Raw genomic sequence first — 26272 nt, forward strand, 5'->3', positions numbered from 1 at the left:
AGGCCACGGTCGTCGCGGCCGACGCGTCCCGGGCCGATGACGTCGACCCGGCCGACATGGCGCTGACCGGCGACCCGGTGCCGGCGCCCGACGCCGACCCCGTGCCCTCCGCCACCACCACCGACGTACGGCCGGAGCACGAGGTCGTGCTGCCGGTGGCCGCCGAGGTGACCGGCCCCGTCGACCGTCGCCCGGCGGAGGAGCCCGCCCCGAGCGCCGACGCGGAGCCCTTCCCGGCCGCCGCGACGGAAGCCCTTCCCGCCGCCACCTCGGCGCCGACGAGCGTGACCCCGGCCGAGCCGGAGACCGCGCCCGTCCCCACCGCCGCCGAACCGGCCGAACCCGTTGCCGAGCCGGCCGAACCCGTTGCCGAGCCGGCCGAACCCGTTGCCGAGCCGGCCGAGCCCGTTGCCGAGCCCGTTGCCGAGCCCGTTGTCGAGCCCGTTGCCGAGCCCGTTGCCGAGCCCGTTGCCGTGGCCGCCTCCGCCGAGCCGGAGCCGGCCGACGCGCCGGCCGAGCCGGTGGTCGTTCCGGCCGAGCCGGTGGTCGTGCCCTCGCCGCGCGGCGAGGTGGACGCCCCGGTCGCGACCGACTCCGACGCCGCCGACGACTTCCGCCGGATCCAGGGCGTGGGCCCGAAGATGGCCGCGGCGTTGCAGGCGGCCGGCATCCGGACGTACCGGCAGCTGGCGGAGCTCGACGAGGCCGCCCTGCGGGAGACGATCCGGGCGGCCGGGCTGCGGGCCGCGCCGAGCCTGGCGACCTGGCCGCAGCAGGCGAAGGTGCTCGCCGGCGCCCCGCAGGAGGCGGCCACCGCCCTGCCGACCCCGGTGGGCGGCGCGGACGCCTGACCGGTGCCGCCCCGGCTGCCGCGTTCCGCGTCGGCGCCGGACGGCGGTACCCGGATGGATCGGGTACCGCCGCACGACCGATCCGCCGTCGTCGACATCGCGGCGCCCGAGCCCCGGGGCGCCGCGATGTCGGCGTTTCAGGCCGAAACGCGAGGGGATGACGGCGCATCGGCCCCCGCCGGCCCCGCACGCACGCCACCACCGCCCCCGCAGCCCGTCCGCCCACCTGTCGGCCGTCCGCCGCGCCGGTTCCTCGGCGGCGGGACCGTTAGCCGTTCATCGCGATTGGGTACAACGCCCAGCACCTCGATCCACCACACCTTTGCGGAGGCAGCGATGCGCGGCACGTCGATATTCGGAGTCCTGGTCGTCATCTGGCTGATCATCGGCGCGGTCGCCGCCGGGCAGCGCGGCTACTACAGCGGCGACGACACGAACTGCGCCGAGGCCGGCACGATCCTGGTGACCATCGTGGCCGGGCCGCTGAACTACATCGGGGCCAACCCGAAGGTCGACTGCGAACTGCCCCAGCCGTCCAAGTAGGACGTAATCCTCCGGCCCGCGCCCACTCGGGGCGCGGGCCGAGCCGTGTCCGGGGTACGCCACGCCGGCTCCCCCACTCCGCCCCTCGTGCCGACGCCGGCCACGTCGCGTAAGGCGTCCTAGGAGGCTGGGTCATCGGGGGTGGCGTCCCGCCCGGTCCGACGTTTGTCGACCCCCGCCAGGGGAACCGGCGTTGCGCCAGCAGCGCCGCACGGGACGGGAGCACCGGCATGAGGATCGGCTACAAGCTCGCCTCGGAGGGGTACGGACCGCAGGAGCTCATCCGCCAGGCCGTCCGGGCCGAGGAGGCTGGTTTCGACTTCGTCGAGATGAGCGACCACTTCCACCCGTGGCTCGACACGCAGGGGCACTCGTCGTTCACCTGGAGCGTGCTCGGGGCGGTCGCGGCGAAGACCGAACGGATCGGCCTCGCCACCGGGGTGACCTGCCCGACCGTCCGGTACCCGGCGATCATCGCGCAGGCCGCGGCGACCCTGGCGCTGATCTCCGACGGCCGGTTCACCCTCGGCGTCGGGGCCGGGGAACGGCTCAACGAGCACGTCGTGGGGCAGGGCTTTCCCAGCGTACGGGGCCGACACGAGCGGCTCCGCGAGGCGCTGGAGATCATCCGGCTGCTCTGGCAGGGCGGCTACCACTCGTTCGAGGGCAAGCACCTGCACCTGGAGGACGCCCGGATCTTCGACCTGCCGGAGACCCCACCGGTGATCGCGGTCGCCGCGAGCGGCCGGTCCTCGGCCACGATGGCGGCGGAACTCGGCGACGGTCTGTTCGTCACCGAGCCGAAGGCGTCGATCGTCGAGCACTACCGGCAGGCCGGTGGCGACGGTCCCCGCTACGCCGAGGTGCCGATGGCCTGGGCCACCGACGACCAGCAGGCCGTGCGGGCGGTGCTGGAGACCAGCCGGTGGATGGTGACCGGCTGGAAGGTGATGAGCGAACTGCCGAACCCGGTCAACTTCGACGCCGCCAGCGCGTACGTCGAGGAGCGGCACGTCCGGGAACTGTTCTCCGTCGGGCCGGACCCGGAGGCGCACGTGGCGGCCGTCCGCCCGTACGTCGAGGCCGGCTACGACCACGTCGTGCTGCAGAACGCCGGCCCCGACCCGGACGGCTTCCTCGACTTCTTCGCCGGTGACCTCGCCGCCCGGCTGCACGCCCTCGGCTGAGCCGTCCGCCACGCGGGGCGCGTCCGGCACCCTCCGCCGCGATCGCGATGATCGCCGGCGATGCCGGACGCGCCCCGGGCGGGGCGGGCCGTCCCGGCCGGGACGGCCCGCGACGGGTCACCGGAAGCAGTTCGCGACCGGCACCCGGCTGCCCTCGCAGTTGGTCGGCTCGTTGTCGATGATGTCGGTCTCGTCGTCGACCTTGACCTGCGCCTTGTCGACGAGGAGGCCGCCCGGCTTCACGGTGGCGACGTTGCCGGCCACCCTGCTGGAGTACAGGGAGAGCCGGCCCTGCGACGCGAAGACGCCGCCGCCCGTGGACTTCGCACCGACGGCGTGGTTGCGGTGGATCTCGCTCTGCCGCAGCAGGACGTTCGACTTCTGGGCGTGGATGCCGCCGCCGGAGCCGCGCGCCGTGTTGCCCGACACGACGCTGTCGTCGAGCGGGAGCAGGCCCTGGACGGTGGAGATGCCGCCGCCGTTGCCCGTGGCGGTGTTGTCGCGTACCTCCAGGCCGCGCAGGAAGATCAGCGCGTCCGAGTTGGCGATGCCGCCGCCGGTCTGGGCGGTGTTGCCCACCACCTTCGTGTCGGCGACCCGGGTACGGGCCGAGAAGCTGGCGACGCCGCCGCCCTGCGCCGCGTTGTTGCGCGCGAAGGTGCTCGAGTGCACCTCTGCCGCGCCCCGGTAGTTGGCGAAGCCACCGCCGTACGCGACGGCGCTGTTGCCCCGGAACTGCGAGTTCTCCAGGCTCAGCACGCCACCGTTGAGCAGGCCCCCGCCCTTGCCCGCGGTGCCGGCGGCGTGGTTGTCGACGAACGTGCTCCCGGTGACCACCAGGTGCCCGTCGTTGAAGATCCCGCCGCCGCCCCCCTCCGCCGAGAGGGAGGTGCTGTCGACGATCGTGGTGCCCTCGACCACGGCGGACGCGCCGTGCACGATGTGGATGCTGCCACCCTCGGCGGCGGAGAAACCGTTGCGGAGTACGACATCGGAGAGCGTCAGTTCCCCGCCGTCGCGGACGGTGAAGAACCGGAACGCCTCGGCGTGCCCGTTACGGACGATGGTGGCCCCCTCGCCCCGGACGGAGATCGGGTGGTAGATGACGGGCAGCCCGGCCCGGTCGTGCTGCGGGTTGCGTGGGGGCGCTTCGGCGTCGCCGGGGTTCTCGGCGCTGTCGGCGGTCTCCCGGGCGTCGCGGATCCCGCCGTCGTACTCGTCGGGCTGCTGGAAGGCGTGGGTCAGCTCGTACGTGCACTTCGGCGCCAGCCGCAGGTCGGCGCCGCCCTCGGCGTTGGCCCGGACCAGCGCCGAGATCAGCTTCGCCGGGTCGCACGGCACCGCGACCTCCGTGCGGTGCCCCTGGCCCGGCCGTCCGGGGCGGTCGTGCGCCTGTCCGCCGCGCCGCTCCTCGCGCGCCTGGTCACGGTCCTCGACGGCGTCGCCGCGCGGCCAACCGGAGTGGTCGCCGGCCCACCGCGACGGCGAGGCGGTCGGCATGTCCCGGTCGGCGGCGAAGGCGGCGCCGTCCGTGAGCCCGGCCGCCCCCGCCACCAGGCTGCCCGCCACGAGGCCGCCGGCTAAGAACCACCTCGACCGCCGCCTGAGTGGTGCCCCTTGATACGTCGTCATCAGGCTTCCCTGCCTCTCGTGCATGCGTGACACGGGCCGCGTCGAACGGGACGCGGGGCGGCTGACGTCGCGACAGCCACCGGAGGTCACGATACGGACGACAATCGGGCAAGTCCGTCAAACATGAATAAGCGAACTATTCACCTCGACGGGAGCGAGGGAGCACCGCGCGGTCAGCCGCCGACGTGGATGCCGGGCCGACGGGCGGGGTCCGGCTCGGACTTGCGGATGATCTCCCGCACGACGGGCGGGGTGTCGCCGCGGCCGAGGATCAGGTAGCGCAGCAGGTGCGCGAGCGGGTTCCCCTCCGACCACTCGAAGTGGGCGTGCGGGCGTACGCCGGTGGCGTCGCGCAGCGCCAGCAGGATCGCCGCGATGGCGTTGGGGACGGCCGGACTACCGGCGCGTAGCACCCGGAAGCCACCCACCTCCACGCCGCGCACCCGCAGCACCTGGCTGAAGTCCGACGGGTCGACCACGTCGATCTCCAGGAAGAGGATGTCGCCTTCGCCGGGCACGGGATTCATCGACCGCTGCGCCCGTTCCTTGACCGTGTACTCCTTGACGGCGCCGCCGGCCCGCTTGTGCGCGATGAGATGCAGCCGGCCGTCGTGCGCCACCGACTCGGCGATGAACCGGCGGGCCGGCTCGTCGAACTCGATCCGGTCCGTGCGCAGCTCGGTGGTCCGGGTCACCCGTGAGACCAGCGAGACGACCACGATGCCGAGGACGAACAGCGCGGAGATGGCGATGCCGTCCGGCTTCGCGACGACGTTCTCGGCGAGGGCGTACAGCAGGACCAGGGTGAGCACGGCGAAGCCGCCGGCCGCGACGCGTTCCCGGCGGCGCGCCGCGGAGATCGTGACCGCCACGGCGGCGGAGACCATCATCGCGAGGATGCCGGTCGCGTACGCCCCGGCCTGGTCGTTGACGTCGGCCCGGAAGATCAGGGTGATCGCGACGCTGACCATGGTGTAGACGATCACGACCGGCCGCACGGCCCGGGCCCACTCCGGCGCCATCCCGTAGGTGGGCAGGTAGCGGGGCACGATGTTGATCAGACCGGCCATCGCGGAGGCGCCGGCGAACCAGAGGATCAGCGCGCTGCTGACGTCGTAGACGGTGCCGAAGGTCTCGCCGAGGCGCTCGTGGGCGAGGTACGCCAGCGCCCGGCCGTTCGCGGCCCCGCCCGGCCCGAACTCCCAGGCGGGGATCAGCACGGTGGTCACGAGGGTGGTCGAGACCAGGTACACCGACATGACCAGCGCGGCGGTGGTGAGCAGCCGGCGGGTGTTGCGGATCCGCGCCGCCAGCCGCGCCTCGCGGTCCGCGCCCCCGCCCGCCACCAGCGGCATCATGCTCACCCCCGTCTCGAAGCCGGAGAGCCCCAGCACCAGAAGCGGGAACGCCAGCACGGCGGTCACCGCCACCTCCCCGGGGCCGCCACCGGCCGTCAGCGCCGCGGTCCAGTCCGACAGCGGCCGCGGGTCCGCCGCGATCGCAGCCAGCCCGTCCGCCACGATCAGCGCGTTCAGGGCCAGGAAGACCGCGACCAGCGGGACGGCCACCGCGACCGCCTCCCGGAAGCCGAGCAGGAACACCCCGCCGAGGACGAGCAGCAGTACGACGGTGACGCCGACGGCCACGCCGGTGCCGCCGACGCTCTCGGGCATGTGCGGGTTCTCCAGCAGGTGCACGGTGGCGTCGGCCGAGGAGAGGGTGATCGTGATGATCCAGGAGGTGGCCACGAAGCCGAGCAGGACCAGCACGAAGATCTTGCCGCGCCAGAACGGCAGCAGCCGCTCCAGCATCGCCACCGAGCCCTGCCCGTGCGGGCTCTCCCTGGCCACCCTGCGGTACATGGGCAGCATGCCGAACAGCGTCAGCGCGACGATGAGCAGGGTGGCCAGCGGGGAGAGCGCCCCGGCGGCCACCGCCGCGATCCCGGGCAGGTACGACAGGGTGGAGAAGTAGTCCACCCCGGTGAGGCACATGACCTGCCACCACGGCCGCGAGCGGGCCTGCCCCTCCGCCGCCTCGGGGCCGACCGGCTGCACCTGGTGCGCGAACAGCCATCGGCGCAGTGGGCTCAGCGGCGCGGCGGGCCGGGCGGGGCTGGCCTGCGCCTCGGGGACGGCGACCGGGCGCCCGGCGCGGTCGCCGGGACGGGTGGGGTCCCGGGCGGCGCGCAGGTCCCGTGGCGGGCCGGCAGGCGGCGGCCGGCGACCACGCGTGCGCCGCGACCTCGGCCCGTGCTCGTCACGCATGCCCCTCCCCACCCTCGGCCGTCCTGACCCGACCGTAGGGGGTCGCCGGCCGACCGCCCGCCCGAACGGTGAAGCCGGGACGGCTCAGTCGCCGTCGCGGGCGGCCAGCACCCGGGCCAGGCCGTCGGGATCGGCCACGGTGACCGTCGCCCCGGGGTGCCGCAGCCACCCGCCGGGCAGCAGGGCGGGCACCGGCTCGGCGAAGCGCAGGCAGAGCCCGGCGGCGGTGCTGCTGGCGAAGGTGACGCCGGCGTCGGCCAGCGAGACGCGCGCGCCGATCCCCCGCCACCAGCGGTACGGCCCGGTGGGCGTGACGTCGACGACGTTGCCCCGGGCGGTGCGCAGCTGCCACGGGCCGAACCGGACCATCAGCTCGGCCCGGTCGACGCCGACCCAGGCGGTCGCCGGCCGGACGCCCACCAGCGCGAGCGCCGGCCGGAAGACCGGGTCGAAGCGGAACGCGAACCGGTGCGCCTCGCCCGTCATCGCGCGCCGCCCCGGGCGGTGGGCCGGGCGTCGCCCGGTCGGGCGGGACGGGACGGGGCGACGGGCCGGGGACGGGGTCGGGCGGCGGGCCGACGGGCCGGGTGACTCATGGCGCGGGCGTACCCCGTGCGGGCCGGCCGACACCCCCCGGGCCGGCCGACCCGCGAACCCCTCGTCCCGTCCCGGGCCGCGCGGACCCCCCGGGCCGCGCGGACCGTTCCCCGACCCGGGCCCGCCGCCCCCCGACGAACGAGCCCTGGTCCGGCGGGGACGCGTCCCCGCGCTCCGCCGGGTGCCGGGTGCGGAGCGCGGGGACCCCCCGTCACGGCTACTGCAGGAACGCCCCGAGGGGCGAGAGCAGCAACCGACCGAGCGCCGCGGCGGTGTCGTCCAGCCGCGCGCGCTCGCACTCGTGGGCGGCCGGGTCGTGCCGGCACCGCCAGATCTTCTGCGCGTTGCGCCAGGCGACGTCGCGGGTGTACTCGACCAGTTCCCCCTGGTACCAGTCGTCGATGTCGCCGTTGAGCATGTCGATGAGCAGCTGCCACCGCTCCAGGTAGCCGCGCCGCAGACCGGGGATCTTGTCCGCGAAGATCTTGTTGATCTCCAGGTAGTCGCGGTGCTGGTCGGTGCCGTCCACCGGCTCCGACTCCAGGCTGTCGAACGTGGTCACCAACGCGAACGGCAGGTCGAAGTTGATGTGCGCGTTCACCCCGGCGGCCGCCGACGGCAGCGGGCGGGCGTCCGGCCCGCGCATCCGCTGGAACAGGCAGGCCCAGGCCTTCGGCGTACCCGGGCTGGAGTCGGTCCACAGCCGCATCGCGTCGAAGTAGCGGGCCGCGAACTCCACGTCCAGCCGGGACAGGAACACCGGGTCGGAGAACCGGTCGTCGTAGAGCCCGTTCAGCACGCTCTCGGTGATCGTCAGGTACAGCCGGTTGAAGTCGGCCAGCGGGCAGCTCGCCTCCAGCGGAGGCAGCCGGACCAGCATGTCCTGGAGCTTGGTGAGGTGGTCGACCACCGCCGGCACGTCGGCCGGATGGTCGGCGAGCAGATCGACGATGTCCCGATGCACGGGCCCCCACACCGGTTCCGTCATCTCTCCTCCACAGTGGTTCCCCCGGCACCCCCGTGCCGTCGGTGACGCAGCACAGCCTGCCAGCCGGCGACGGCCGGCCGGATCAGTAGAACGACGTATCCGCGCCGCGCGTCAGGCGGGCCGGTTGCGTAGGAAGATCGCGCTGGCCTGCACCCGGGTGCGGACCTGGAGCTTGTCGAAGATGTGCGAGACGTGCACGCCGATGGTGCGCTCGCTGATGAACAGCCGCTGGCCGATCTCCCGGTTGGTGAGCCCCTCGGCGACGGCGGCGAGGACCTCCCGCTCCCGGGCGGTCAGCGCCGCCAGCTCGTCGCCGTCCGCCCCGGCGGCCGGAGCGCCGGTGGCCGGACGATCCTCCAGCGACACCCGGGCGCGGCCGGCGAGGGTACGGATCTCCGAGGTCAGCGGCACCGCGCCGAGCCCCTGTGCCACCTCGTACGCCTGGCGCAGCAGCTTGGCCGCCGTGGCGCTGCGGCTGCGCCGGGCCAGCAGCGCCTCGGCCTGCCGCAGCCGCGAGTAGGCCGCCGGGTAGGGGTGGTGGCGGCGGTCCCACTGCGCCACCGAGCGGGCCCACAGCTCCGGGTCGCTGCTGTCGAGGCGGCTCACCTCGGCGGCACACAGCGCCAGGAAGCCGTCCACCACGTCGCGCACCGGGCGGGCGGCATCCTCGCTCTTGCGGGCGACCCGGTCGGCCACCTCCCGCAGCCGCCGCACCGCCGTCGGGTCGACGGCCACCGTGCGGCCGGCGTGCGCCTCGGCCTCGGCCCGCAGCCCGTGCCACACCAGCGCCGCGAGGATGCCCACGTCGTCGGAGCGGCTCTCGGTCAGGCCGCGCTGCACCGCCTGCCGGGCCAGGTCGTGCCGGCCCTGCCACATGGCCAGCCCCGCCCGCAGGGTGAGCAGCGGGATCACGTGCCGCGCCCCGCCGCCGGCGAGCATCGTGGCCACCGCGTCCAGGTCGCGGTCCGCGGCCTCGACGTCGCCGTAGCCCACCGACAGCCGGCAGCGCGCCAGCAGCAGCTCCACCGCGTCCGCGCCGGAGGGGCGGTGCCGCAACGCCGCCGCGACGACCTTCTCCGCCTCGGCCCACTGCCCGACGCGGAACAGCCCGTTGGTGGCGATGGCCAGCAGCCGCGTCTCGTACGTGCGGCCCAGGCCGAGCTCGGCCATCCGCTCGGCGCCCCGGCGGGCCACCACGACGCCCTCCTCCAGCACGTTCAGCGGGCCGGTCAGCAGCTCGGCCAGGTGCAGGTACGCGCACGCCACGTCCTCCGGGCGGCCGGAGCGCTCCGCGGTCTCCAACGCGCGGCGCATCACCGCCAGCCCCGCGTCCGGGTCCTCCAGGTACGCCTCCGAGAAACCGAGCGCGGCGCTGGCCAGCACCACCTCCGACGTGGAGCCCGGCACCTCGGCGGCCAGCTCCAGCGCCTCCCGGGCCCGCCGGCCCGCGTCGGCGTACCGGCCGAGGTGCAGCAGCAGCTCGGCCAGGTGCGCGGCGGCCGTGGCCCGCTCCCGGGGCGTGCAGTCGGCGGCCTCCAGGGCCAGCCGGTACTCCGCCTCGGCCGGCGCCGAGCGGCCGGCGGCCGCCAGATAGCGGGCCCGGCGGATGCGCAGCGCGCAGGCCGACGGGTCGGTGTCGGCGGCGGCCAGCTCCTCGATCAGCGTCAGCGCCCGGGCGTGCTCGCCGCAGTGGTGGGCGGCCTCGGCGGCGTGCCTGAGCAGCGTGACCCGGTCCACGTCCGGCGGTGCGACGCCCGGCGCGGCGGCCAGCTGCAACGCGACCGACCAGTGCCGGTGCGCCTCGGCCCAGCCGTGCAGCCGCTCGGCCTCCCGGGCCGCGGCCATCGCCGCCGGCAACGCCCGCGCCGGCTCGCCGGCCCGCCGCCAGTGGTGCGCCAGGCGCGCCTGGTGCAGCTCCGCCGGGGCCGCCGTGAGCGCCTCGGCGTAGCGGCGGTGCAGGGCGGCCCGCTCGGCCGGCAGCAGCTCGTGCTCCAGCACCTCGGCGACCAGCCGGTGCCGCAGCCGGTAGCCGTCGTCCGCGCTCACCAGCAGCCGGTGGGCGACCGCCGCCCGGGCCGCCTCGATCAGCTCGTCCTCGGGCAGCCGCACCACCCGGGCCAGCAGCCAGTGCGCCACCGGCTCGACGCCGGCCGCCACCGCGTGCACCACGGCGTGCGCGTGCTGCGGCAGCGCGTCCACCCGGGCCAGGAAGATCTCGCGCAGCGTGTCGGAGAGCCCGTCGCGGCCGTCGCGCAGGTCGCGGGCCAACTCCTCCACCACGAACGGGTTGCCGCCGCTGCGCCGCCACACCAGCTCCGCCGCCTCCGGGGTCAGCGCCCGGCCGACCACGGCGGCGGCGAGCCGGTCGGTGCCGGCCCGGTCCAGCGGGGCCAGGTCGAGCACCCGCACCGTACGCAGCCGGCGCAGCTCGGTGAGCACCCGGCGCAGCGGGTGCGCGCCCTGCAACGACTCCGCCCGCACCGCCGCGAGCACCGACAACTGGAGGTCGCCCAACCCGGCCAACAGGTAGAGCAGCAGCTGGCGGGTGCTGCGGTCGACCCACTGGAGATCGTCCAGGACGAGCACCAGCGGGCGCCCCTCGGCGATCAGGTGCAGCCCCCGCGAGACCCGCTCCAGCAGCGCCCCGGCGCCGTCCGGGCCGGCGGTCTCCCCGGCGAACACGCCCAGGAGGTCACGGACCGCCGAGGACGTCCGGGCCTGGGAGCCGGTCAGTTCGGCGTCGAGGCGGCGCAGCGCCTGGAGTAGCGGGTGCAGGGGCGACGCGTCGCCGATGTCCAGACAGGAGCCGGTGAGCACCAGGGCCCCGGCGTCGCGCAGCCTGGTGCCCACCTCGCGCAGCAGCCGGGTCTTGCCGACGCCGCTCTCGCCGGTGAGGAAGACGGCGGCAGTGTTCCCCTGCGTGACGTCGTCGAGCAGCACGGATCGTACCGTCGTCACCAGGTCGGCCCGGCCGACGAGTGGTGCGGTGTCCACGTCGCTGGCCATGGCACGCAGCCTAGTCAAGTGCCCCCGCACCGTTCTACGGGTCTTTCGTGCCTGTGGTACTCCTCGCGTCGACATCGCGACCGACGGTTGCGCAGGGTGGACATACGTCGTTCGGCAGATCCCCCGTCGGCCCATCGGTGACAGTGTCCGAGGCGTCGTCAGCACCGTGGGGAAGGCGGGTGCGATGCCCATGGTCACCATCGTCGCCGGTTCGCAGCGGTCCATTTCGGCAGGCTGGCCGGTACCGGAGGAGAAACGCCTCGTCACCGTGCTGTTCGTCGACATCGTCGGGTCGACCGCGCTCGTCGAGCGGCTCGATCCCGAGGACGTGCGGATCCTGCAACGGGCGTACTTCGACACCGTGGGCGGGGTGCTGCGCCGGTGGCACGGGGTGGTCGAGAAGTACGTCGGCGACGCGGTGATGGCCCTGTTCGGTGCCCGCCGGTCCGACGGGTTCGACGCGTACCGGGCGGTGCGGGCGGCCCTGGAGATCCAGGGGGCCCTCGACCGGCGACCGCCGCCCGGCGCGCCGCGCCTCCGGGTCCGGGCCGGCGTGGCCACCGGTGAGGCGCTGGTGGACCTCGCCGCGGCGCGCGACGGCGGGCACGGCGTGGCCAGCGGCGCGGTGATCACCACCGCCGCGCGGTTGCAGGAGTACGCCCCGCCGGGCGGGGTGGCGCTCTGCGATGCCACCCACCGCGCCACCGTGGGGCTGGTCGACCAGCGTCGCGTACCGCCGGTGGCCCTGGCCGGCAAGGCGCTGCCGGTCGACGTGTGGCACGCCACCGGCACGACCCGACCGGCCCCGACCCGGCACGAGGGGCCGCTGGTCGGGCGGCGACGGGAACTGGCCGCCGCCCGGGACCTGATCGTCCGGGCCGTGCGGGGCCGCGATCCGCGCTGGCTGTCGCTGGTCGGTCCCGCCGGCAGCGGGCGCAGCCGGCTGCTGCACGAGCTGACCCGGGCGGTACGGACCGTGGACGGGGTGCCGGTGCGCTGGTGCGTCGCGCACTGCCCGCCGTACCCGCAGCCCCTGGCGCCCGTCGCGGACCTGGTGCGCGGGCTCGCCGGCCTCCGCGCCGGTGAGCCGCCCGCGACGGTACGGCGACGGCTCAGCGCCGCCCTCACGGACCTGGTGCCGCCCGCCGGCCTGTCCGAGGCGGTGTACGCGCTGGAGGCGCTGCTGGGCACGCCGGACGGCTCCGGCGACGCGGCGCGGGGGGCCGAGGTGGCGCGGGAGGCGCTGCTGGGGCTCGCCGCCCGGCAGCCGGTGATGGTGGCGGTGGACGACCTCGACCGGGCCACCGCGACGGTGCACCGTTTCCTGCACCGGCTCTTCGCGGCGGCCACCGCGCGGTCGCTGCCGCTGGTGGTGGTGACCCTGCACCGTCCCGGGTGGACGGGCGCACTGTCCGGCCCGCGGGACCGTCGGCACCGGTTGGCGGTGCCGCCGCTGCGCCCGGTGGAGACCGGACGGCTGCTGCGGCACCTGCTCGGCCGGACGGACCGGCCGACGGCGGCGATCGCCCGGCTGCTGCCGCTGGTCGGCGGCAACCCGGGGCGGGCCGTCGCCTATGCGGCGTCGCCGGACGCGGCGCACTCCGTGCCCGAGGCGGTGCGCCGGGAGGTCGACGCCCGGCTGGATTGCCTGGACGGGGCGCGGCGGGCCGTGCTGATGGCCGTCGCGACCGTCGGTGCGGGGATCACCGCCGCGACGGTGTCGCGCCTGCTCGACTGGGCCCCCGGGCGGGCCGCCCCGGTGCTGCGCGACCTGGCCGCGACGGGTCTGCTGGTCACCCGGCCCGACGGCCGGTACGCCGTCGCCGACCCGGTGGTCCGCGAGGTCGCGTACGCCCGACTGCCGAGGGCGGCGCGGGCCGCGTTCGCCCGCCGGGCCGGGCGGCCGGCGGAGTCGGCCGCCCCTTCGGTGCCCGTGGTCGGGCACGCCCCCACCGCTGACGTGCGGCCGGCGCGCGTCGACGCCGACCGCCCGGCGGCCCGGAACGCTCGCGGGTCGCACCCGGCACCATTGCGGCGGCCCGCCGCCGCGCCCCGTTCCGCCGCCGCGCCCCGGCCCGCCCGCGCGGTCAGGGTCGCCGACGTGCGCCGGGTCGCGGCGCTGCCGGGGGCGCGATCCGCGCCCAATCCGCAGGTCGCCGTCCCCGCGGAACCTGTCGGGGGCGGTGGGATGGTGAAGCTGCGCGGCTGGGTCGCGGCCCGCGATCGCCGTCCCCCGGCCGGCCCCGCTCCGTCGACCGCGCGCGACCGCGCGGCCGGCCCCGCTGCGACGGCAGCCCTCGGGGCGCGGGGTTCGGCGCGGCGGCATGGGCGCGGGCAGCGGCCGAGGTGGGCCCTGCCGCGCGGCACGCCGGTCGCGGCGTGAGCTGGCGGTGTGCCGGACACGGCGGGAAGGTGGGGCGGCCGAGGGATCTCCCCCACGATCCAAGCTAACGGTGATTCGATCCGGGCGGTATCGGGCGGCCGACCGAGTGCGCGCCCCGGGGCCGGCTGGCTAGGTTCGCCCGATGCCTGTCGAAGAGACCACCGCCACCGCCGCCGGCACCTGGACGCTCGGCGACCGCACCGTGCACCGGATGGGGTTCGGCTCCATGCGGCTCACCGTCGACCCGGACCGGGCGCGTGCCGTCCGCGTCCTGCGCCGGGCCGTCGAGCTGGGCGTCAACCACATCGACACCGCCGCCTTCTACGTCTCGCCGGGTGGACCGCTCGGCGTCGGCACCGGCCCGCCCCGGTACGCGACCGACCTGATCCGCGAGGCCCTAGCGCCGTACCCGGACGACCTGGTCGTCACCACCAAGGTCGGGCCGTCCTTCGACGAGGCGACCCGGCACCGGGAACTGGGCCCGGCGGAGCTGCGCCGGGAGGTGGAGGAGAACCTGCGCCGGCTCGGCCGGGACCACCTGGACGTGGTGAACCTGCGGATCGTCCGGCGACCCGGGCGCGACTCAATGGCGGAGCGGTTCGCCGCCCTGGCCGAGCTGCGCGACGCCGGGCTGATCCGGCATCTCGGCCTGTCGAACGTGCGGGTGGATCACCTGGACGAGGTGCGGGACATCGCGCCGGTGGTCTGCGTGCAGAACGCGTACGCCCTCGACGTGAACCGGTGGGCCGACGAGCTGCTGCGGGTCTGCGGCGAGCGGGGGATCGCCTTCGTGCCGTTCTTCGCGATCGCGGGCGCCGGGCGGGAGGCGGGCGCGGGCGGCGACCACGACGAGGCCGTACGGGCGGTGGCGCGGGCGCACGGCGCCACCCCGCACCAGATCCGCCTGGCCTGGACGCTGCACCAGGGGCCGCACGTGCTGGCCATCCCCGGGACCGGCGACCCGGCGCACCTGGCGCAGAACGTGGCGGCCGGGGCGATCCGGCTCACCCCCGAGGACCTGGCCCGCCTCGGCTGACCGCGGGCGCCCCGCCCGCACGGCGTGGTGACCGGTCAGCGACCGTGGAGGAAGGCGAGCGCCCGTTCCCACGTCTGGGTGGTGGCGGCCGAGTCGTGTTCGGGCAGGTCGGGGTCGGTGTAGAGGTGCCCGACCCCGGGATAGCGGTGGACGCTCAGGTCCGCGCCCGCCCCGGACATCGCCCGCTGCCACCGGCTCAGCTCGGGCTCCGGGGGGTATTCGTCCGGGTCGGCCATGTGCAGCTGCACCGGCAGGCCCGGGCGGACCGCCTCCGGTGCGCCTCCGGCGCTGTGCAACAGCAGCAACGCGGCGGCTTCGCGCCGCTCGCTGAGCAACGCGCCGGCCACCGCGGCACCCATGGAGAACCCGGCCAGCACCGCGTCGGGTGGCGCCTCGAGCAGCGCGGCCCGGGCCCGCCCCATCACCGCCGGCTCGCCGATCCGCTCGAGCAGGGCGAAGCCCTCCTCGATGGTGGCGACGGCCGGCTCGCCGTAGAGGTCGGGGGTGACGACGTGGTGGCCGGCGGCGCGCAGCCGGTCGGCGGCGGCCAGCACGGCGGGTCGCAGCCCGTAGACGGAATGAAACAGCACGACGTGTCCCATCGGGACATTCTGTCTGACGAATGCGACAGGGCCGGGCCGCCGCGCTGACCCGCCGCCGACGCCGGGTCAGCCCAGCGACTCCAGTCGCCGCACCAGCTCGCTCGGCGCCGGCATGGCGGCGATCTCGGCGCTGACCTGCCGCGCCGCGTCGCGCAGCGCGGTGTCGGTGACGAGCCGGATCAGGGTGTCGGCGGTGATGTCGCGGGTGCGGGCGGCGATGCCGGCCCCGCGCGCGGCCACCAGCTCGGCGTTGTGCCGCCGGTCGCCCGCCCCGACGGTGGCCAGTTGCGGCACCCCGGCGATCAGCGCGCTCAGGACGCTGCCCGCGCCGCCGTGGTGGACCAGCGCCGCGCTCGCCGGCAGGGCCGCGGGGACCGGGATCCAGTCGACCGTACGCACGTTGCCGGGCAGCGCCCGGCGGGCCAGCCGCGCCTCCGGGCGGACCAGCACGAACTCGGCGTCGACCCGGTCGGCGACGGCGACGACGGCCGGCATCGGTCCGGCGCTGCCGGGGCCGACGACGGTGCTGCGGCTGACCAGCACCCGGGGCCGCTCCCCCGGCTCGCGCAGCCAGTCCGGCAGTTCGCCGCCCGCCTCGGTGGCGTAGCGCATCGGCCAGCCGTCCTGACGCAGCACGCTGGGCGGGGCGACGGCGATCGCGGCGGCCGGCGGCGGCAGCTCGGTCAGGCCGTGCCGGCGCAGCGCCGGACCGAGCCGCGCCAGGGTCGCCCGGGCCAGCTCGCGGCCGTCGAAGAGGGCGTTCTCCTGGCGTACGGCGGGCACCCCGAGCGTCGCGGCGGCGAGGGCGCCGGCCAACGCGAACGGCTCGTGCACCACCAGGTCGGGTCTCCACTGCCCGGCGAGGGCGACCACCCCGTCGGCGAGCTGGTCGTTGACGGCGCCGAAGAGCAGCCCGGCGCCCCGGGTGCCGGCGGTGCCGGCCAGTTCGGCCCGCGCGGTCAGCGGGTGACGCAGCAGCACGCGGCGGGCGATGCGGCCGAAGTCGAACGCGGGTGCGACGTCGCGCACCGGCAGCCCGGGGCGCACCGCCCGCAGCCCGTCGGCGGCGGTGGCGACGAGCACCTCGTGCCCGGCGTCGCGCAGTGCGGCGGCCAGCGGCAGCAGCGGAGCGACGTGCCCGATCAACGGCGCGGAGACCACCAGTACTCGCACCGCGCCGATGCTAGCCGCGCCGGTGCCCGACGTGGGGGCGGACGAAGCGGCCCGGGCGGCGGCGGATTCAGCCGGCGGTCGGGGGCAGGGTACGGCTGCGGCCCCGGAACTCGGCCACCACCGCGCCGTCGTCCCGGGTGACGGTGACGTCGTAGATGCCGCTGCGGCCGTACCGGGTGCGCTCGGTGGCGTGCGCCGTCAGCAGGTCGCCCTCGTGGGCGGGACGCACGAAGCTGATCTCGCCGCCGGCGGCGACGGTGGCGGGGCCGTGGCTGTTGCAGGCCAGCGCGAAGGCGGTGTCGGCGAGCAGGAACACGAACCCGCCGTGGGCGATGGCGTGGCCGTTGACCATCGCGCCGGTCACCCGCATCCGGGCCACCGCCGCGCCGCCGGCGGCCTCCACCAGCTCGATGCCGAGCCCCCGGCTGGCGACGTCGGCGGCGAACATGGCGTACGCGGCGTCGCGCCCGGCCACCTCGGCCGTCCCGCCGCCGCTCGACGATCGCCCCGTCCCGCCCATTGACCGCTCCACGCCCGTCCGGGGCGGTCCCCTCGACCGCCGGTCCCGGTACGGTACGCCGGCCCGCGCGCCCGGACCAACGCACCCGGCACGGGCCCTCCGGCTCCGGCTCGCGTCCCGCTGTCCTGGTCGCAGTGGTGGGACCGGGCGGGGCGACCCGACGCCGCCGTCGTGCGCTCACGCGCCCGGGACGACGCCCCGACGACCGCCGCGCCGGACGTTAGGCTGGCGGGCGCGCCGAGGTCACGTCCGTGGCACCGGCGGGGAGGGCGAGGTGACCGGACCGGATCCGCGGATCGACCCCGACGTCGACCTGCGCGTACCCGCCGACCGGGGCGAGCTGGCCACCCGCCCCGGCGCGGTGCTCGGGTCCGTCGCGGCCGGCGGCGCGCTCGGCGCCCTGGCCAGGGCCGGTCTCCAGCACGCCGTCCCGCACGGCCCGACGGGCTTCCCGTGGGCGACCTTCGCCGTCAACCTGACCGGGTGCCTGCTGATCGGCGTCCTGATGGCGGCGCTGGAGCGCTCCGATGGCCGCCGACCGCTGCTGCGCCCGTTCCTCGGCGTGGGCGTCCTCGGCGGCTACACCACCTTCGCCACGTACGCCGTGGACGTCCGCCTGGCGCTCGACGCCGGCGCGCCGAAGGTCGCCCTGGGCTACCTGGCCGCCACCCTGCTCGGGGCGTTGGTCGCGGTCTGGCTCGGCGACGCCGCCGCCGGCCGGCTGCTCGACGCCGCGCGCCACGGCCGGTCGCAGCGCGGGACCGGCCGGTGACCGTCCTGCTGATCGCGCTCGGCGCGGCCGTCGGCGCGCCCCTGCGCTACCTCACCGACCGGGCGGTGCAGGCCCGGCTCGGCAGCGCCTACCCGTGGGGCACGCTGACCGTCAACGTGACCGGGTCGCTGCTGCTCGGTCTCCTGGCCGGGCTGCCCGTCGGGCCGACCGCCGGCGCCCTGCTCGGCACCGGCTTCTGCGGCGCGCTGACCACGTACTCCACGTTCGGGTACGAGACGCTGCGCCTGGCGCGCCGGGGCCGGCGGTTCCTCGCGCTGGTCAACGTGCTGTCCAGCGTGGCCGCCGGCCTCGGCGCCGCCACCGTCGGCTTCGCCCTGGCCCGGGCCGTCGCCGGCTGAACGGGCGGCTCCAGCGGGCGGTTCAGCGGGCGTGGCGCTCCGGGTGGGCCCGGTTCCACGCCCGCATCCGCTCCGGATAGCCGGTGCGGGCAGCCTCGTACAGCGGCACCGCGTGCTTGCGGGCGATGGAGCCGGCGGCGCGCGGCGAGCCGGTGCGACGGCGGATCCACTCGCCGTCGTGGGCGATGGCGACCACGGTGGTGTCGGTCGCCGTGGTCTCCGGCTCCAGGTAGAACTCCACGCCCCGGCGGCTGGCCACGAACGCCTCCAACGCGGCCAGGTCCTCCCGGGTCGCCTCGCGGTCGAGCTTCGTCGGGGTCGCGTCGGCGGCGCGCGGCCGCCGGTTGAACCAGCCCATGCCCGGCTCCTCTCCTCGGCGTCCCCCCAGTGCAGCACCGCCACCTGGCAATCCCCTGCGCCGCACCTGGGAGCCCCCTGCGCGGGCCGGTCGTCGCCGCGCGCGCCGGTCGTCGCCGCGCGGGGCGGCGGACGAGCACGGGCCGGGTGACCGCTCAGCGGGCCGGCGGGCGGGTGGCCGGCACCAGGGCGAGGGTGGGCAGCAGCAACAGTGGCACGACGAGCAGGGCCCGCAGGGTGCCGACCCGGTCGCCGAGCAGGCCGAGCAGCGGTGGGCCGGCGAGGAACGCCGTGTAGCCGATCACGGCGACCACGCTGACCCGGGCCGGCGCCCGCCGCTCGTCGTCGGCCGCCGCGCTCATCCCCACCGGGAAGCCCAGCGAGGCGCCGAGCCCCCAGAGCGCTACGCCGGCGATCGCCACCGGCCCGGAGTCGGCGAGCACCGCGACGCCCGCGCCGAGCGTGGCGAGCAGGATCGTGGTGGACAGGACGGGCACCCGGCCCCACCGGTCCAGCGCGACGGTGCCTGCCGTGCGGCCCAGGGTCATGCCGACGACGAAGACACCGAAGACCGCCGCCCCGGCCGCCTCGCTGAGGCCGTGGCCGTCGATGAAGGCGACCGCCAGCCAGTCGCTGGCGCTGCCCTCGGCGAACGCCGACACCAGCACCAGCAGGCCGACGAGCAGGGTGCGGGGCTCCCGCCAGGCGGCGAGCAGTTCACGGCGACGCTCGGCCGGAGCGGCCGACGCGGAGGCGGTGCCGCTCTCGGCCACCGGCAGGAACGACCGGACGGCCAGCAGCGTGCCGAGCAGGACCACCGCGGCCAGCGCGGCGAGGTGCGCGGCGACCGGCACGCCGAGGCGGGCCGCCCCGGCGCCGAGCCCGGCCCCGGCCACGGACCCGAGGCTCCACGCCGCGTGGAAGCGGGGCATGATCGTGCGCCCCAGCCGCCGCTCGACCGCCGCGCCCTCGACGTTCATCGCCACGTCGCAGAGGCCGGAGCCGTAGCCGACGGCGCACAGCCCCACCGCGACCCCGGCCAGGGAGCCGGCCACGGCGGCGACCCCGGTCACCGTCAGCCCGGCCGCGAGGAGCAGGGTGGAGAGCGCGACCGTGCGGGCCGCCCCGAGCCGCTGGGCCACCAGGCCGGCGGTGGGCATCGCGAGCAGCGCGCCGACGGACATGGCCAGCAGGAGCAGCCCGAGCCGGCCCGCGCTGAGCCCGAGCGCGTCCCGGGCGGCGGGCACCCGGGAGAACCAGGTGGCCACGGCCAGGCCGTTGAGCGCGAAGACCACGGCCACGCCGGTACGGGCGGCCAGCACCGCCCGGGGTACGGCCGGGCGTGGCGCGGCGGGCGGGGCGATGGTGCGGCTCACGGTGGCGGTCCTCTCGCCTCGGGTGGTCTACCGCCCGATCCCACACCTGGGAGCGCTCTCAGGACAACCCGGCCCCACCCCTTACCGGGTACGCGCCGGAGGGGGATGATTCGGTCGACCGTCCGCGCCGCGACGGCCGACGACGGGGAGGACCGGAATGGCGACGACACACCGACCACCGACCCTGGAGGACGTCGCCCGGGCGGCGGGCGTCTCCCGGGCCACCGCCTCGCGGGTGCTCGCCGGCACCGGCTACGCCTCCCCCGCCGCCCGCGAGCGGGTGAACGTCGCCGCCGACCGGCTCGGCTACGCGCCGAACCCGGCCGCCCGCGCGCTCGTCCAGGGCACCGGGTTCCGGCTGGTGGTGGCGGTGACCGGCACCGCCGCGACGGTCCTCGACGACCCGTACGTCCACCGGGTCCTCGGCGCGTGCGCCCGGGTCTGCGCGCCGCACGGACTCGGGGTGGCGCTGCACTGGCTGCCCACCCGCTCGCCGGGCGAAGTGCGCCGGCTGGCCGGGGACCGCAGCGTCGGCGGGGTCGTCCTGATCAACACCACCGAGGGGGTGCTCGACGCGGTCCCGGCGCGGCTGCGCGGTCGGGTGGCCTCGATCGGCATCGGCTCCGCCCTCGTCCCGGCCTTCGACGTGGACAACGGCGGCGGCACCGAGGCCGTGGTCCGGCACCTGTACGCCACCGGGCGTCGCCGCATCGCCATGGTGACCGGGCCTCGCTGGCTGTCCTGCGCCGGCCGGTCGGTCGGCGCGTACCGGCGGATCGTGCGCGACGCCGCCCTGCCGGAGCGGCTGGTGCCGGGAGACTTCAGCGCGGACCGCGGCCGGGCGGCGGCCCGGGAGGTGCTGGAGCGCTGGCCGGACACCGACGCGATCGTCGGCAGCAGCGACGCGACCGCGCTCGGGGTGATCAACCGGCTGCGCGGCGACGGCGTCCAGGTGCCCGGAGACGTCGCCGTCACCGGCTTCGACGACATCCCGCTCGCCGCGATGACCACCCCCGCGCTGACCACGGCGACGCATCCGGTGACGCAGATCGCCACGGCGGCGGCGACGGCCGTGCTGGACGGTCGACCGGTGCCGCCGGCGACGATGTTCCCGTCCCGGCTGGTCCGCCGCGTGAGCGGTTGAGCCGGCCCTCGGCCACAGCCGCGCCGGTGGGACCCACCGGTGGGATTGCGGGTCGGGTTGGCGGGTAACCGCCGGCGCATGCCCGCCCAGGACGAGGAGGGGTGATCCGGTGGCCGAGCCCGCGCCGCCGCACCGGCAGCCGGCGGAGAACCCCCGGCACGGCCGGCTCGCCGCGCGTCCGGCGCCGCCGACCGCCCTGGCCGCCGCAGGGCTGGCGTCGCTGACCGATCCGCGGGGTGCCGCGCTGGCGATGGTGTACGCCCCGGAGCCGGTCGACGGGCCGCCGTACCGGCTGGTGCTGCTCCTGCACGGGGCCGGCGGCTCGGCCCGGCAGGGGCTGGACCTGCTGCTGCCGGTGGCCGACACGCACCGGCTGCTGCTGGTCGCCCCGCAGGCGGTGGCGAGCAGCTGGGACCTGATCGGCGGCGAGGGCTTCGGGACGGACGTACGGCGCATCGACGGCCTGCTGGCCACGGCCTTCGCCGGCTACCCCGTGGCGCGGGTGGCGTTCGGCGGGTTCTCCGACGGCGCCTCGTACGCCCTCTCCCTGGGCCTGACCAACGGCGACCTGGTCGACGCGGTGCTGGCCTTCTCCCCCGGCTTCGCCGCGCCGCTGGTGACCCACGGCCGGCCCCGGGTCTACGTCTCGCACGGCACGCGGGACCCCGTCCTGCCGGTGGACGTGTGCAGCCGTCGCCTGGTCCCCCGCCTGCGCTCGCTCGGCTACGACGTCACCTACGACGAGTTCCCGGGCTCCCACGAGATCCCCACCCCCATCCGCACCCGCGCCACCACCTGGCTAACCACCTGACCCACCCCCGCTCCCACCCCCGCCCCCGCTGCCGCCCCCGCTGACGCTGGCGCTGCCCGCTGGCGCTGGCGATCATGCAGTTCTGGCGGGCGGTGTGGGGTGTTCTGCGGCATTCGTGAGGCACCACGACTGCATGATCGACGATGAGGCGGCAGGCGACGGGGGCGGGCGACGGGCGGCGGGCGACGGGGCGGCGGCGGGAGGTGGCCCGGGGTGGCGGGGATCGGTCGGGGATCGGGCGGGGATCGGGCGGGGATCGGGCGGGGAGTCGCTCGGCGGGCCGCCGGTCGGGGTGCGGGTCGGGGTGCGGGTCGGGTCACGTCGATGGACGGTTCGGGCGTGGCCGGTTGGGGAAAGTGTCCCCGGCGGGACGATGAGGGGCAGGACACGGCGGCTGCTTGCGACCCGGAGACCAACGCGGGGACAGGGGGCCGGGACGTGGATTCCAAGCAGCGCGTCGAACCGGCGGGCGCCGGGGCGTCCGCAGACGACCTCTTCGCCGGCGACGACCCGACCAGCGCCGCGCACCGGGCCACCGACTGGGCCGCCACCGCCCTGGGCCCGGTGCAGACCTGGCCGCCGGAGCTGTGCGCGGCGGTGCGCACGGTGTTGCCGTCGAAGATCCCGATGCTGCTGTGGTGGGGCACCGAGCTGGTGCAGATCTTCAACCACGCGTACACGCCGGTGCTCGGCGACAAGTACCCGGCCGCGATCGGTCAGCCGGGCGCGCGGTGCTGGGCGGAGGTCTGGGACGAACTGGGCCCGCTCACCGACCATGTGCTCGCCGGGCGCGGCGCCACCTACGCGCAGAACCAGCTGCTCCTGCTCAACCGGCACGGCTACCTCGAAGAGACGTACTGGACCTTCTCCTACAGCCCCGTACGCGCCGGGCACGGCAGGGTTCCCGGCGTCTTCGTGGCCACCACCGACGTCACGGCCCGGGTGCTGGGTGACCGGCGGCTGGAGACGCTGCGCGAGCTGGGCTCGATCTCCATCGCAGCGGCGGACACCACCCGCGACGCCGTCCGGGCGGCGGCCCGGGTCCTCACCGGCAGCCCGGCCGACCTGCCCGCCGCGATGATCTACCTACGTCCCGGGGGCGTGACGCCGGACGACGGCAGCCACCTCACCGGCCCCGGGTTGGGCGGCAGCCGGGAGTCCGACGACGAACTGGTCCTGGCCGCCGCGGTCGGCGTGCCCGAGGACGACGCCGCCGCGGGTCCCGGGTGGCTGCCGCAGATCGGCGAGGTGGCGCGCACCGGCCGCCCCGCGCGGGTCCGGGGAGTGGCCCTGCCCGGCGACCCCCGCGCCGGGGCCGGGGCGGTCGTCGGGGTGCCCGTGGACGAGGTGGTGGTGCTGCCTCTGCTGGCCACCGGGCAGCCCCACCCGGCCGGCGTGCTGGTCGTCGGCATCAGCCCCTTCCGTGAGCTGGACGAGGCGTACCGCGGCTTCCTCGACCTGGTGGCCAACCGGGTCTCGACGGCGCTGGGCGACGTGCTGGCGTACGAGGCACAGCGGCGTCGCGCCGCCGCGCTGGCCGAGCTGGACGCGGCGAAGACGGAGTTCTTCACCGACGTCAGCCACGAGCTGCGCACCCCGCTGACGCTGATCGCCGGGCCGGTCCGGGAGAGCCTCGCCGACCGCCGCGAGCCGCTCCCCCCGGGCCAGCGCGAACGCCTGGAGCTGGTGCACCGCAACACCGGCCGGCTGCGCAAGCTGGTCGACGACATGCTCGACTTCGCGCGTCTGGAGGGCGGCCGGCTGGACCCCGAACGGGTGGAGACCGACCTGCCGGCGCTCACCGCCGGGGTCGCCGAGTCGTTCGTGTACGCGATGCGCCAGGCCGAGCTGACCTACCGCGTCGACGTCGAGGCGCTGCCTCGCACCGCGTACGTGGACCGCGACATGTGGGAGAAGGTGGTCGTCAACCTGCTCTCCAACGCCCTGAAGTACACCCTGGCCGGCGCGGTGCGGCTGCGGCTGCGGGGCGACGACGCACACGTCACGCTGACCGTCGACGACACCGGGGTCGGCGTCCCCGCCGACCAGCAGCCGCTGTTGTTCCACCGCTTCCACCGCGTACGCGGCGCCGGCGGCCGGTCGCACGAGGGCACCGGCATCGGGTTGGCGCTGGTGCAGGAGATGGTCCACCTGCACGGTGGCGAGGTCAGCGTGCGCTCGGTCGAGGGCGAGGGCTCGACGTTCACCGTCCGCCTGCCGTACGGCCGGCCCACCGCCACGGCCACGCCCCGCGAGCGGGCCCACGAGACGTACGTCGCCGAGGCCCTGCACTGGCTGCCGGAGGCCGCGCCCGCCCAGGCGGACGCGACCGACGACGACGCCCGGGACGCCGCGACGGTGCTGGTGGTGGACGACAACGCCGACCTGCGCGCGTTCCTCGCGGGCCTGCTCGCACCCCACCACCGGGTGGTCGTCGCGGCCGACGGCCGGGAGGCGCTCGACCGGATCGCCGAGGGGGTGCCCGATCTGGTGCTGACCGACGTGATGATGCCCCGCCTGGACGGCTTCGGGCTGGTCCGGGCGCTGCGCGCCGACCGGCGTACCGCCGGGCTGCCGATCATCGTGCTCTCCGCGCGCGCCGGTGAGGAGGCCGCGGTGGAGGGGTTGCGGACCGGCGCCGACGACTACCTGGCCAAGCCCTTCTCCTCGGAGGAGCTGCTGGCCCGGGTCAGCGCGCACCTGGAGCTGGCCCGGTTGCGCAACGAGGAGGCGACCTGGCGGGCGGCCCTGATCGAGTCGTTGCAGGACGCGTTCGCCGTGGTCGACGCCGACGGCGCGCTGGTCGAGGCGAACGAGGCGTTCTGCCGCCTGGTCGGCGCCGCCCCGCTGGCGGCGCCGGTCGCGCCGCCGCACCCGTGGTGGCCGGAGGCCGACGCCGCGCCCGGCGACCGGCGCCTGCTGATCGAGGTGCTGCGCACCGCGCGGGACGCCCGCCGGGGCCGGGTCACCCTGCCGCTGCGACACGCCGACGGGCACCGGATCTGGGCCGAGGCGGTCTACAACTCGCTGCGGGAGCCACGTACCGGCCGCCGCCTCTGGGTCGCCACCCTGCGCGACGTGACCGCCGACGTCCGCGCCGCCGCCCGGCAGTCCGCCCTGGCCGCGCTCTCCGGCCGGCTCGCCCGCGCCACCGACGTGGCCGAGGTGCTCGACGCCGGCCTGTCCGAGCTGTGCACCCTGCTGGACGGCGCCCGCGGCCTGGCGGTCTGCGCCGACGCCGCCGGCACGCCGTTCGCGGTGACCCAGGGCCTGACGTTGACCCCGCAGGTGCAGCGGGCGCTCAACGGGCTGCCCGCCGAGGGCGAGCCGCAGTTGGTCGTCGACGACGCGGGCCGGGTGACCGCGCTCGGGGCACGCGTCGAGCCGGGCGGGGCGCCCGGCGGGGTGTGGCTGGAGCTGGACCCGCCCCGGTCGGAGCAGACGGTGGACCGGCCGCTCGTACGACAGCTCTGCGCGGCGCTGGCCCAGGCGCTGGTCCGCGCGCGGGCCTTCGAGACGCAGCGGACGGTGGCCCTGGCGATGCAGCGGGCGATGCTCGGCCCGGTCGACCTGCCGGCCGGGTTCGCGACCCGCTACCAGCCGGCGGTGGCGCCGCTCGAGGTGGGCGGCGACTGGTACGACGTGGTCCAGCTTCCCGGCGACCTCGTCGGCGTGGTGGTGGGCGACGTGGTGGGGCGGGGCCTGCCCGCCGCCACCGTGATGGGGCAGCTGCGCAGCGCCTCGCGCGCCCTGCTCCTGCAGGCCAAGAGCCCCGCCGAGGTGCTGTCCGCGCTGGACGACTTCGCCCGGATGGTGCCCGGCGGCGCCTGCACCACCGTCTTCTGCGCCATCATCGACCGCTCGCTGGGCGTGCTCCGCTACTCCTCGGCGGGCCACCCGCCGGGCATCCTGGTGCACCCGGACGGCTCCGCCGAACTGCTGACCCACGCCGGTTCGGTGCCGCTGGCCAGCGTCACGGTGCCCCGCCGGCCGGAGGCCGGGGCGCGGCTGCGATCCGGTTCGACCCTGCTGCTCTACACGGACGGGCTGATCGAACGACGCCGCGAACTGATCGACGCCGGCATCTCCCGCGCGGTCGCCGCGCTCACCCAGGGCCGCGAGCTGCCCGAGGGCGCGCTGGCCGACCGGATGGTCCGGGACCTGCTGCCCGACACCCGCAACGACGACGTGGCGGTGCTGGTCTACCGGCATCGGGAGCCGGCGGTCTTCGCCGCGGCGCTGACCGCCGACGCGGGGCAGCTCGCGCCGACGCGGGAGGCGCTGCGGGAGTGGCTGACCGGCCTCGGCATCGGCCAGGCAGACGTCGACGCGGTGCTGATCGCGGCCGGTGAGGCGTGCGCCAACGCGATCGAGCACGGCTACCGCTTCGCCCCGGACGCGTCCGTCACCGTCCGGGGGCGGCTACGCGCCGACCGGCTGGAGATGGTGGTCAGCGACACCGGCGGGTGGCGGGACGCGAGCCCCGACGACAGCGAGCGCGGCCGTGGCCGGCTGATCATGACCCGGTTGATGGACGAGGCCACCGTCGCCGGCAGCGCCGACGGCACCACCGTACGCCTGGTCAAGCGCGTCTCGGGCACCTGACGGGCTGCCCCTGGCCGAGCGCCGCGGTGGCGTTGGGCCAGGGGTGCCGGCGTCGGGTGGCCG

General features: G+C 76.4%; 20 protein-coding genes. 10 read left to right on the forward strand and 10 right to left on the reverse strand.

Translation table 11 applies throughout. The features are described from left to right. Positions 1–167: 167 nt before the first annotated feature. The 3 genes from EV374_RS33380 (at position 168) to EV374_RS12415 (ending at position 2581) form a co-directional block, all read left to right on the forward strand. Positions 168–851: a helix-hairpin-helix domain-containing protein gene (locus EV374_RS33380; RefSeq protein ID WP_486485734.1), complete on the forward strand. Its 684-nt coding sequence runs from the start codon at positions 168–170 to the stop codon at positions 849–851. Positions 852–1187: 336 nt separating this feature from the next. Further along, positions 1188–1394: a hypothetical protein gene (locus EV374_RS12410; RefSeq protein WP_091630565.1), complete on the forward strand. Its 207-nt coding sequence runs from the start codon at positions 1188–1190 to the stop codon at positions 1392–1394. A 230-nt stretch (positions 1395–1624) separates the two neighbouring features. After that, entirely contained in the window at positions 1625–2581 is a 957-nt protein-coding gene (locus EV374_RS12415) for a TIGR03557 family F420-dependent LLM class oxidoreductase (protein ID WP_132234750.1), read from the forward strand. A gap of 117 nt (positions 2582–2698) precedes the next feature. Here the strand turns inward: EV374_RS12415 and EV374_RS12420 are convergent, their stop codons facing one another. The 5 genes from EV374_RS12420 to EV374_RS12440 form a co-directional block, all read right to left on the reverse strand. Continuing rightward, complete coding sequence (locus EV374_RS12420) at positions 2699–4213, reverse strand: hypothetical protein (protein WP_132234752.1); 1515 nt, start codon at positions 4211–4213, stop codon at positions 2699–2701. Positions 4214–4386: 173 nt separating this feature from the next. Next, positions 4387–6480 (reverse strand): amino acid transporter, encoded by a 2094-nt coding sequence (locus tag EV374_RS12425; protein WP_207914112.1) that lies wholly within the window; start codon positions 6478–6480, stop codon positions 4387–4389. Positions 6481–6564: 84 nt separating this feature from the next. After that, positions 6565–6966, reverse strand: coding sequence for a hypothetical protein (locus EV374_RS12430; RefSeq protein ID WP_132234754.1), 402 nt, complete (start codon positions 6964–6966; stop codon positions 6565–6567). Between the two features lie 328 nt (positions 6967–7294). Further along, positions 7295–8065, reverse strand: a complete 771-nt coding sequence (locus tag EV374_RS12435) for a DUF5995 family protein (RefSeq protein ID WP_132234756.1) — start codon at positions 8063–8065, stop codon at positions 7295–7297. A gap of 111 nt (positions 8066–8176) precedes the next feature. Next, complete coding sequence (locus EV374_RS12440) at positions 8177–11071, reverse strand: helix-turn-helix transcriptional regulator (protein WP_132234758.1); 2895 nt, start codon at positions 11069–11071, stop codon at positions 8177–8179. A gap of 184 nt (positions 11072–11255) precedes the next feature. Here EV374_RS12440 and EV374_RS12445 point away from each other — a divergent pair, with 184 nt between their 5' ends. Beyond that, the gene (locus tag EV374_RS12445) at positions 11256–13454 is read left to right on the forward strand and encodes an adenylate/guanylate cyclase domain-containing protein (protein WP_486485724.1); all 2199 of its coding nucleotides are present in this window, start codon (positions 11256–11258) and stop codon (positions 13452–13454) included. Between the two features lie 142 nt (positions 13455–13596). Then, complete coding sequence (locus EV374_RS12450; protein ID WP_132234760.1) at positions 13597–14490, forward strand: aldo/keto reductase; 894 nt, start codon at positions 13597–13599, stop codon at positions 14488–14490. A gap of 35 nt (positions 14491–14525) precedes the next feature. Here EV374_RS12450 and EV374_RS12455 read toward each other — a convergent pair whose 3' ends face one another. The 3 genes from EV374_RS12455 to paaI form a co-directional block, all read right to left on the reverse strand. Then, complete coding sequence (locus EV374_RS12455; protein WP_132234762.1) at positions 14526–15092, reverse strand: dienelactone hydrolase family protein; 567 nt, start codon at positions 15090–15092, stop codon at positions 14526–14528. A 66-nt stretch (positions 15093–15158) separates the two neighbouring features. Further along, positions 15159–16265, reverse strand: coding sequence for a nucleotide disphospho-sugar-binding domain-containing protein (locus tag EV374_RS12460; RefSeq protein ID WP_132234764.1), 1107 nt, complete (start codon positions 16263–16265; stop codon positions 15159–15161). Between the two features lie 67 nt (positions 16266–16332). Then, on the reverse strand, positions 16333–16785 hold the full coding sequence (paaI, locus tag EV374_RS12465) for a hydroxyphenylacetyl-CoA thioesterase PaaI (protein ID WP_132234766.1): 453 nt from the start codon (positions 16783–16785) through the stop codon (positions 16333–16335). Between the two features lie 274 nt (positions 16786–17059). Between paaI and EV374_RS12470 the strand changes: the two genes are divergently transcribed. Further along, on the forward strand, positions 17060–17557 hold the full coding sequence (locus tag EV374_RS12470) for a FluC/FEX family fluoride channel (RefSeq protein WP_132234768.1): 498 nt from the start codon (positions 17060–17062) through the stop codon (positions 17555–17557). After that, a complete protein-coding gene (gene crcB / locus EV374_RS12475; protein WP_132234770.1) occupies positions 17554–17916 on the forward strand; it encodes a fluoride efflux transporter CrcB in 363 nt (120 codons plus the stop codon). Before EV374_RS12470 ends, crcB begins: the two co-directional genes overlap by 4 nt. A gap of 22 nt (positions 17917–17938) precedes the next feature. Here the strand turns inward: crcB and EV374_RS12480 are convergent, their stop codons facing one another. Together EV374_RS12480 and EV374_RS12485 are read right to left on the reverse strand one after the other, a co-directional pair. After that, positions 17939–18274 (reverse strand): hypothetical protein, encoded by a 336-nt coding sequence (locus EV374_RS12480; RefSeq protein ID WP_132234772.1) that lies wholly within the window; start codon positions 18272–18274, stop codon positions 17939–17941. A gap of 154 nt (positions 18275–18428) precedes the next feature. Continuing rightward, positions 18429–19649 (reverse strand): MFS transporter, encoded by a 1221-nt coding sequence (locus EV374_RS12485; protein ID WP_132234774.1) that lies wholly within the window; start codon positions 19647–19649, stop codon positions 18429–18431. Positions 19650–19806: 157 nt separating this feature from the next. Between EV374_RS12485 and EV374_RS12490 the strand changes: the two genes are divergently transcribed. The 3 genes from EV374_RS12490 (at position 19807) to EV374_RS12500 (ending at position 26209) form a co-directional block, all read left to right on the forward strand. Next, a complete protein-coding gene (locus EV374_RS12490) occupies positions 19807–20793 on the forward strand; it encodes a LacI family DNA-binding transcriptional regulator (protein WP_132234776.1) in 987 nt (328 codons plus the stop codon). Positions 20794–20902: 109 nt separating this feature from the next. Further along, complete coding sequence (locus EV374_RS12495) at positions 20903–21604, forward strand: alpha/beta hydrolase family protein (RefSeq protein WP_132234778.1); 702 nt, start codon at positions 20903–20905, stop codon at positions 21602–21604. Between the two features lie 438 nt (positions 21605–22042). Next, a complete protein-coding gene (locus EV374_RS12500; protein WP_132234780.1) occupies positions 22043–26209 on the forward strand; it encodes a SpoIIE family protein phosphatase in 4167 nt (1388 codons plus the stop codon). The last annotated feature ends 63 nt before the right edge of the window (positions 26210–26272 follow it).

The organism is Micromonospora sp. CNZ303, from assembly GCF_004345505.1.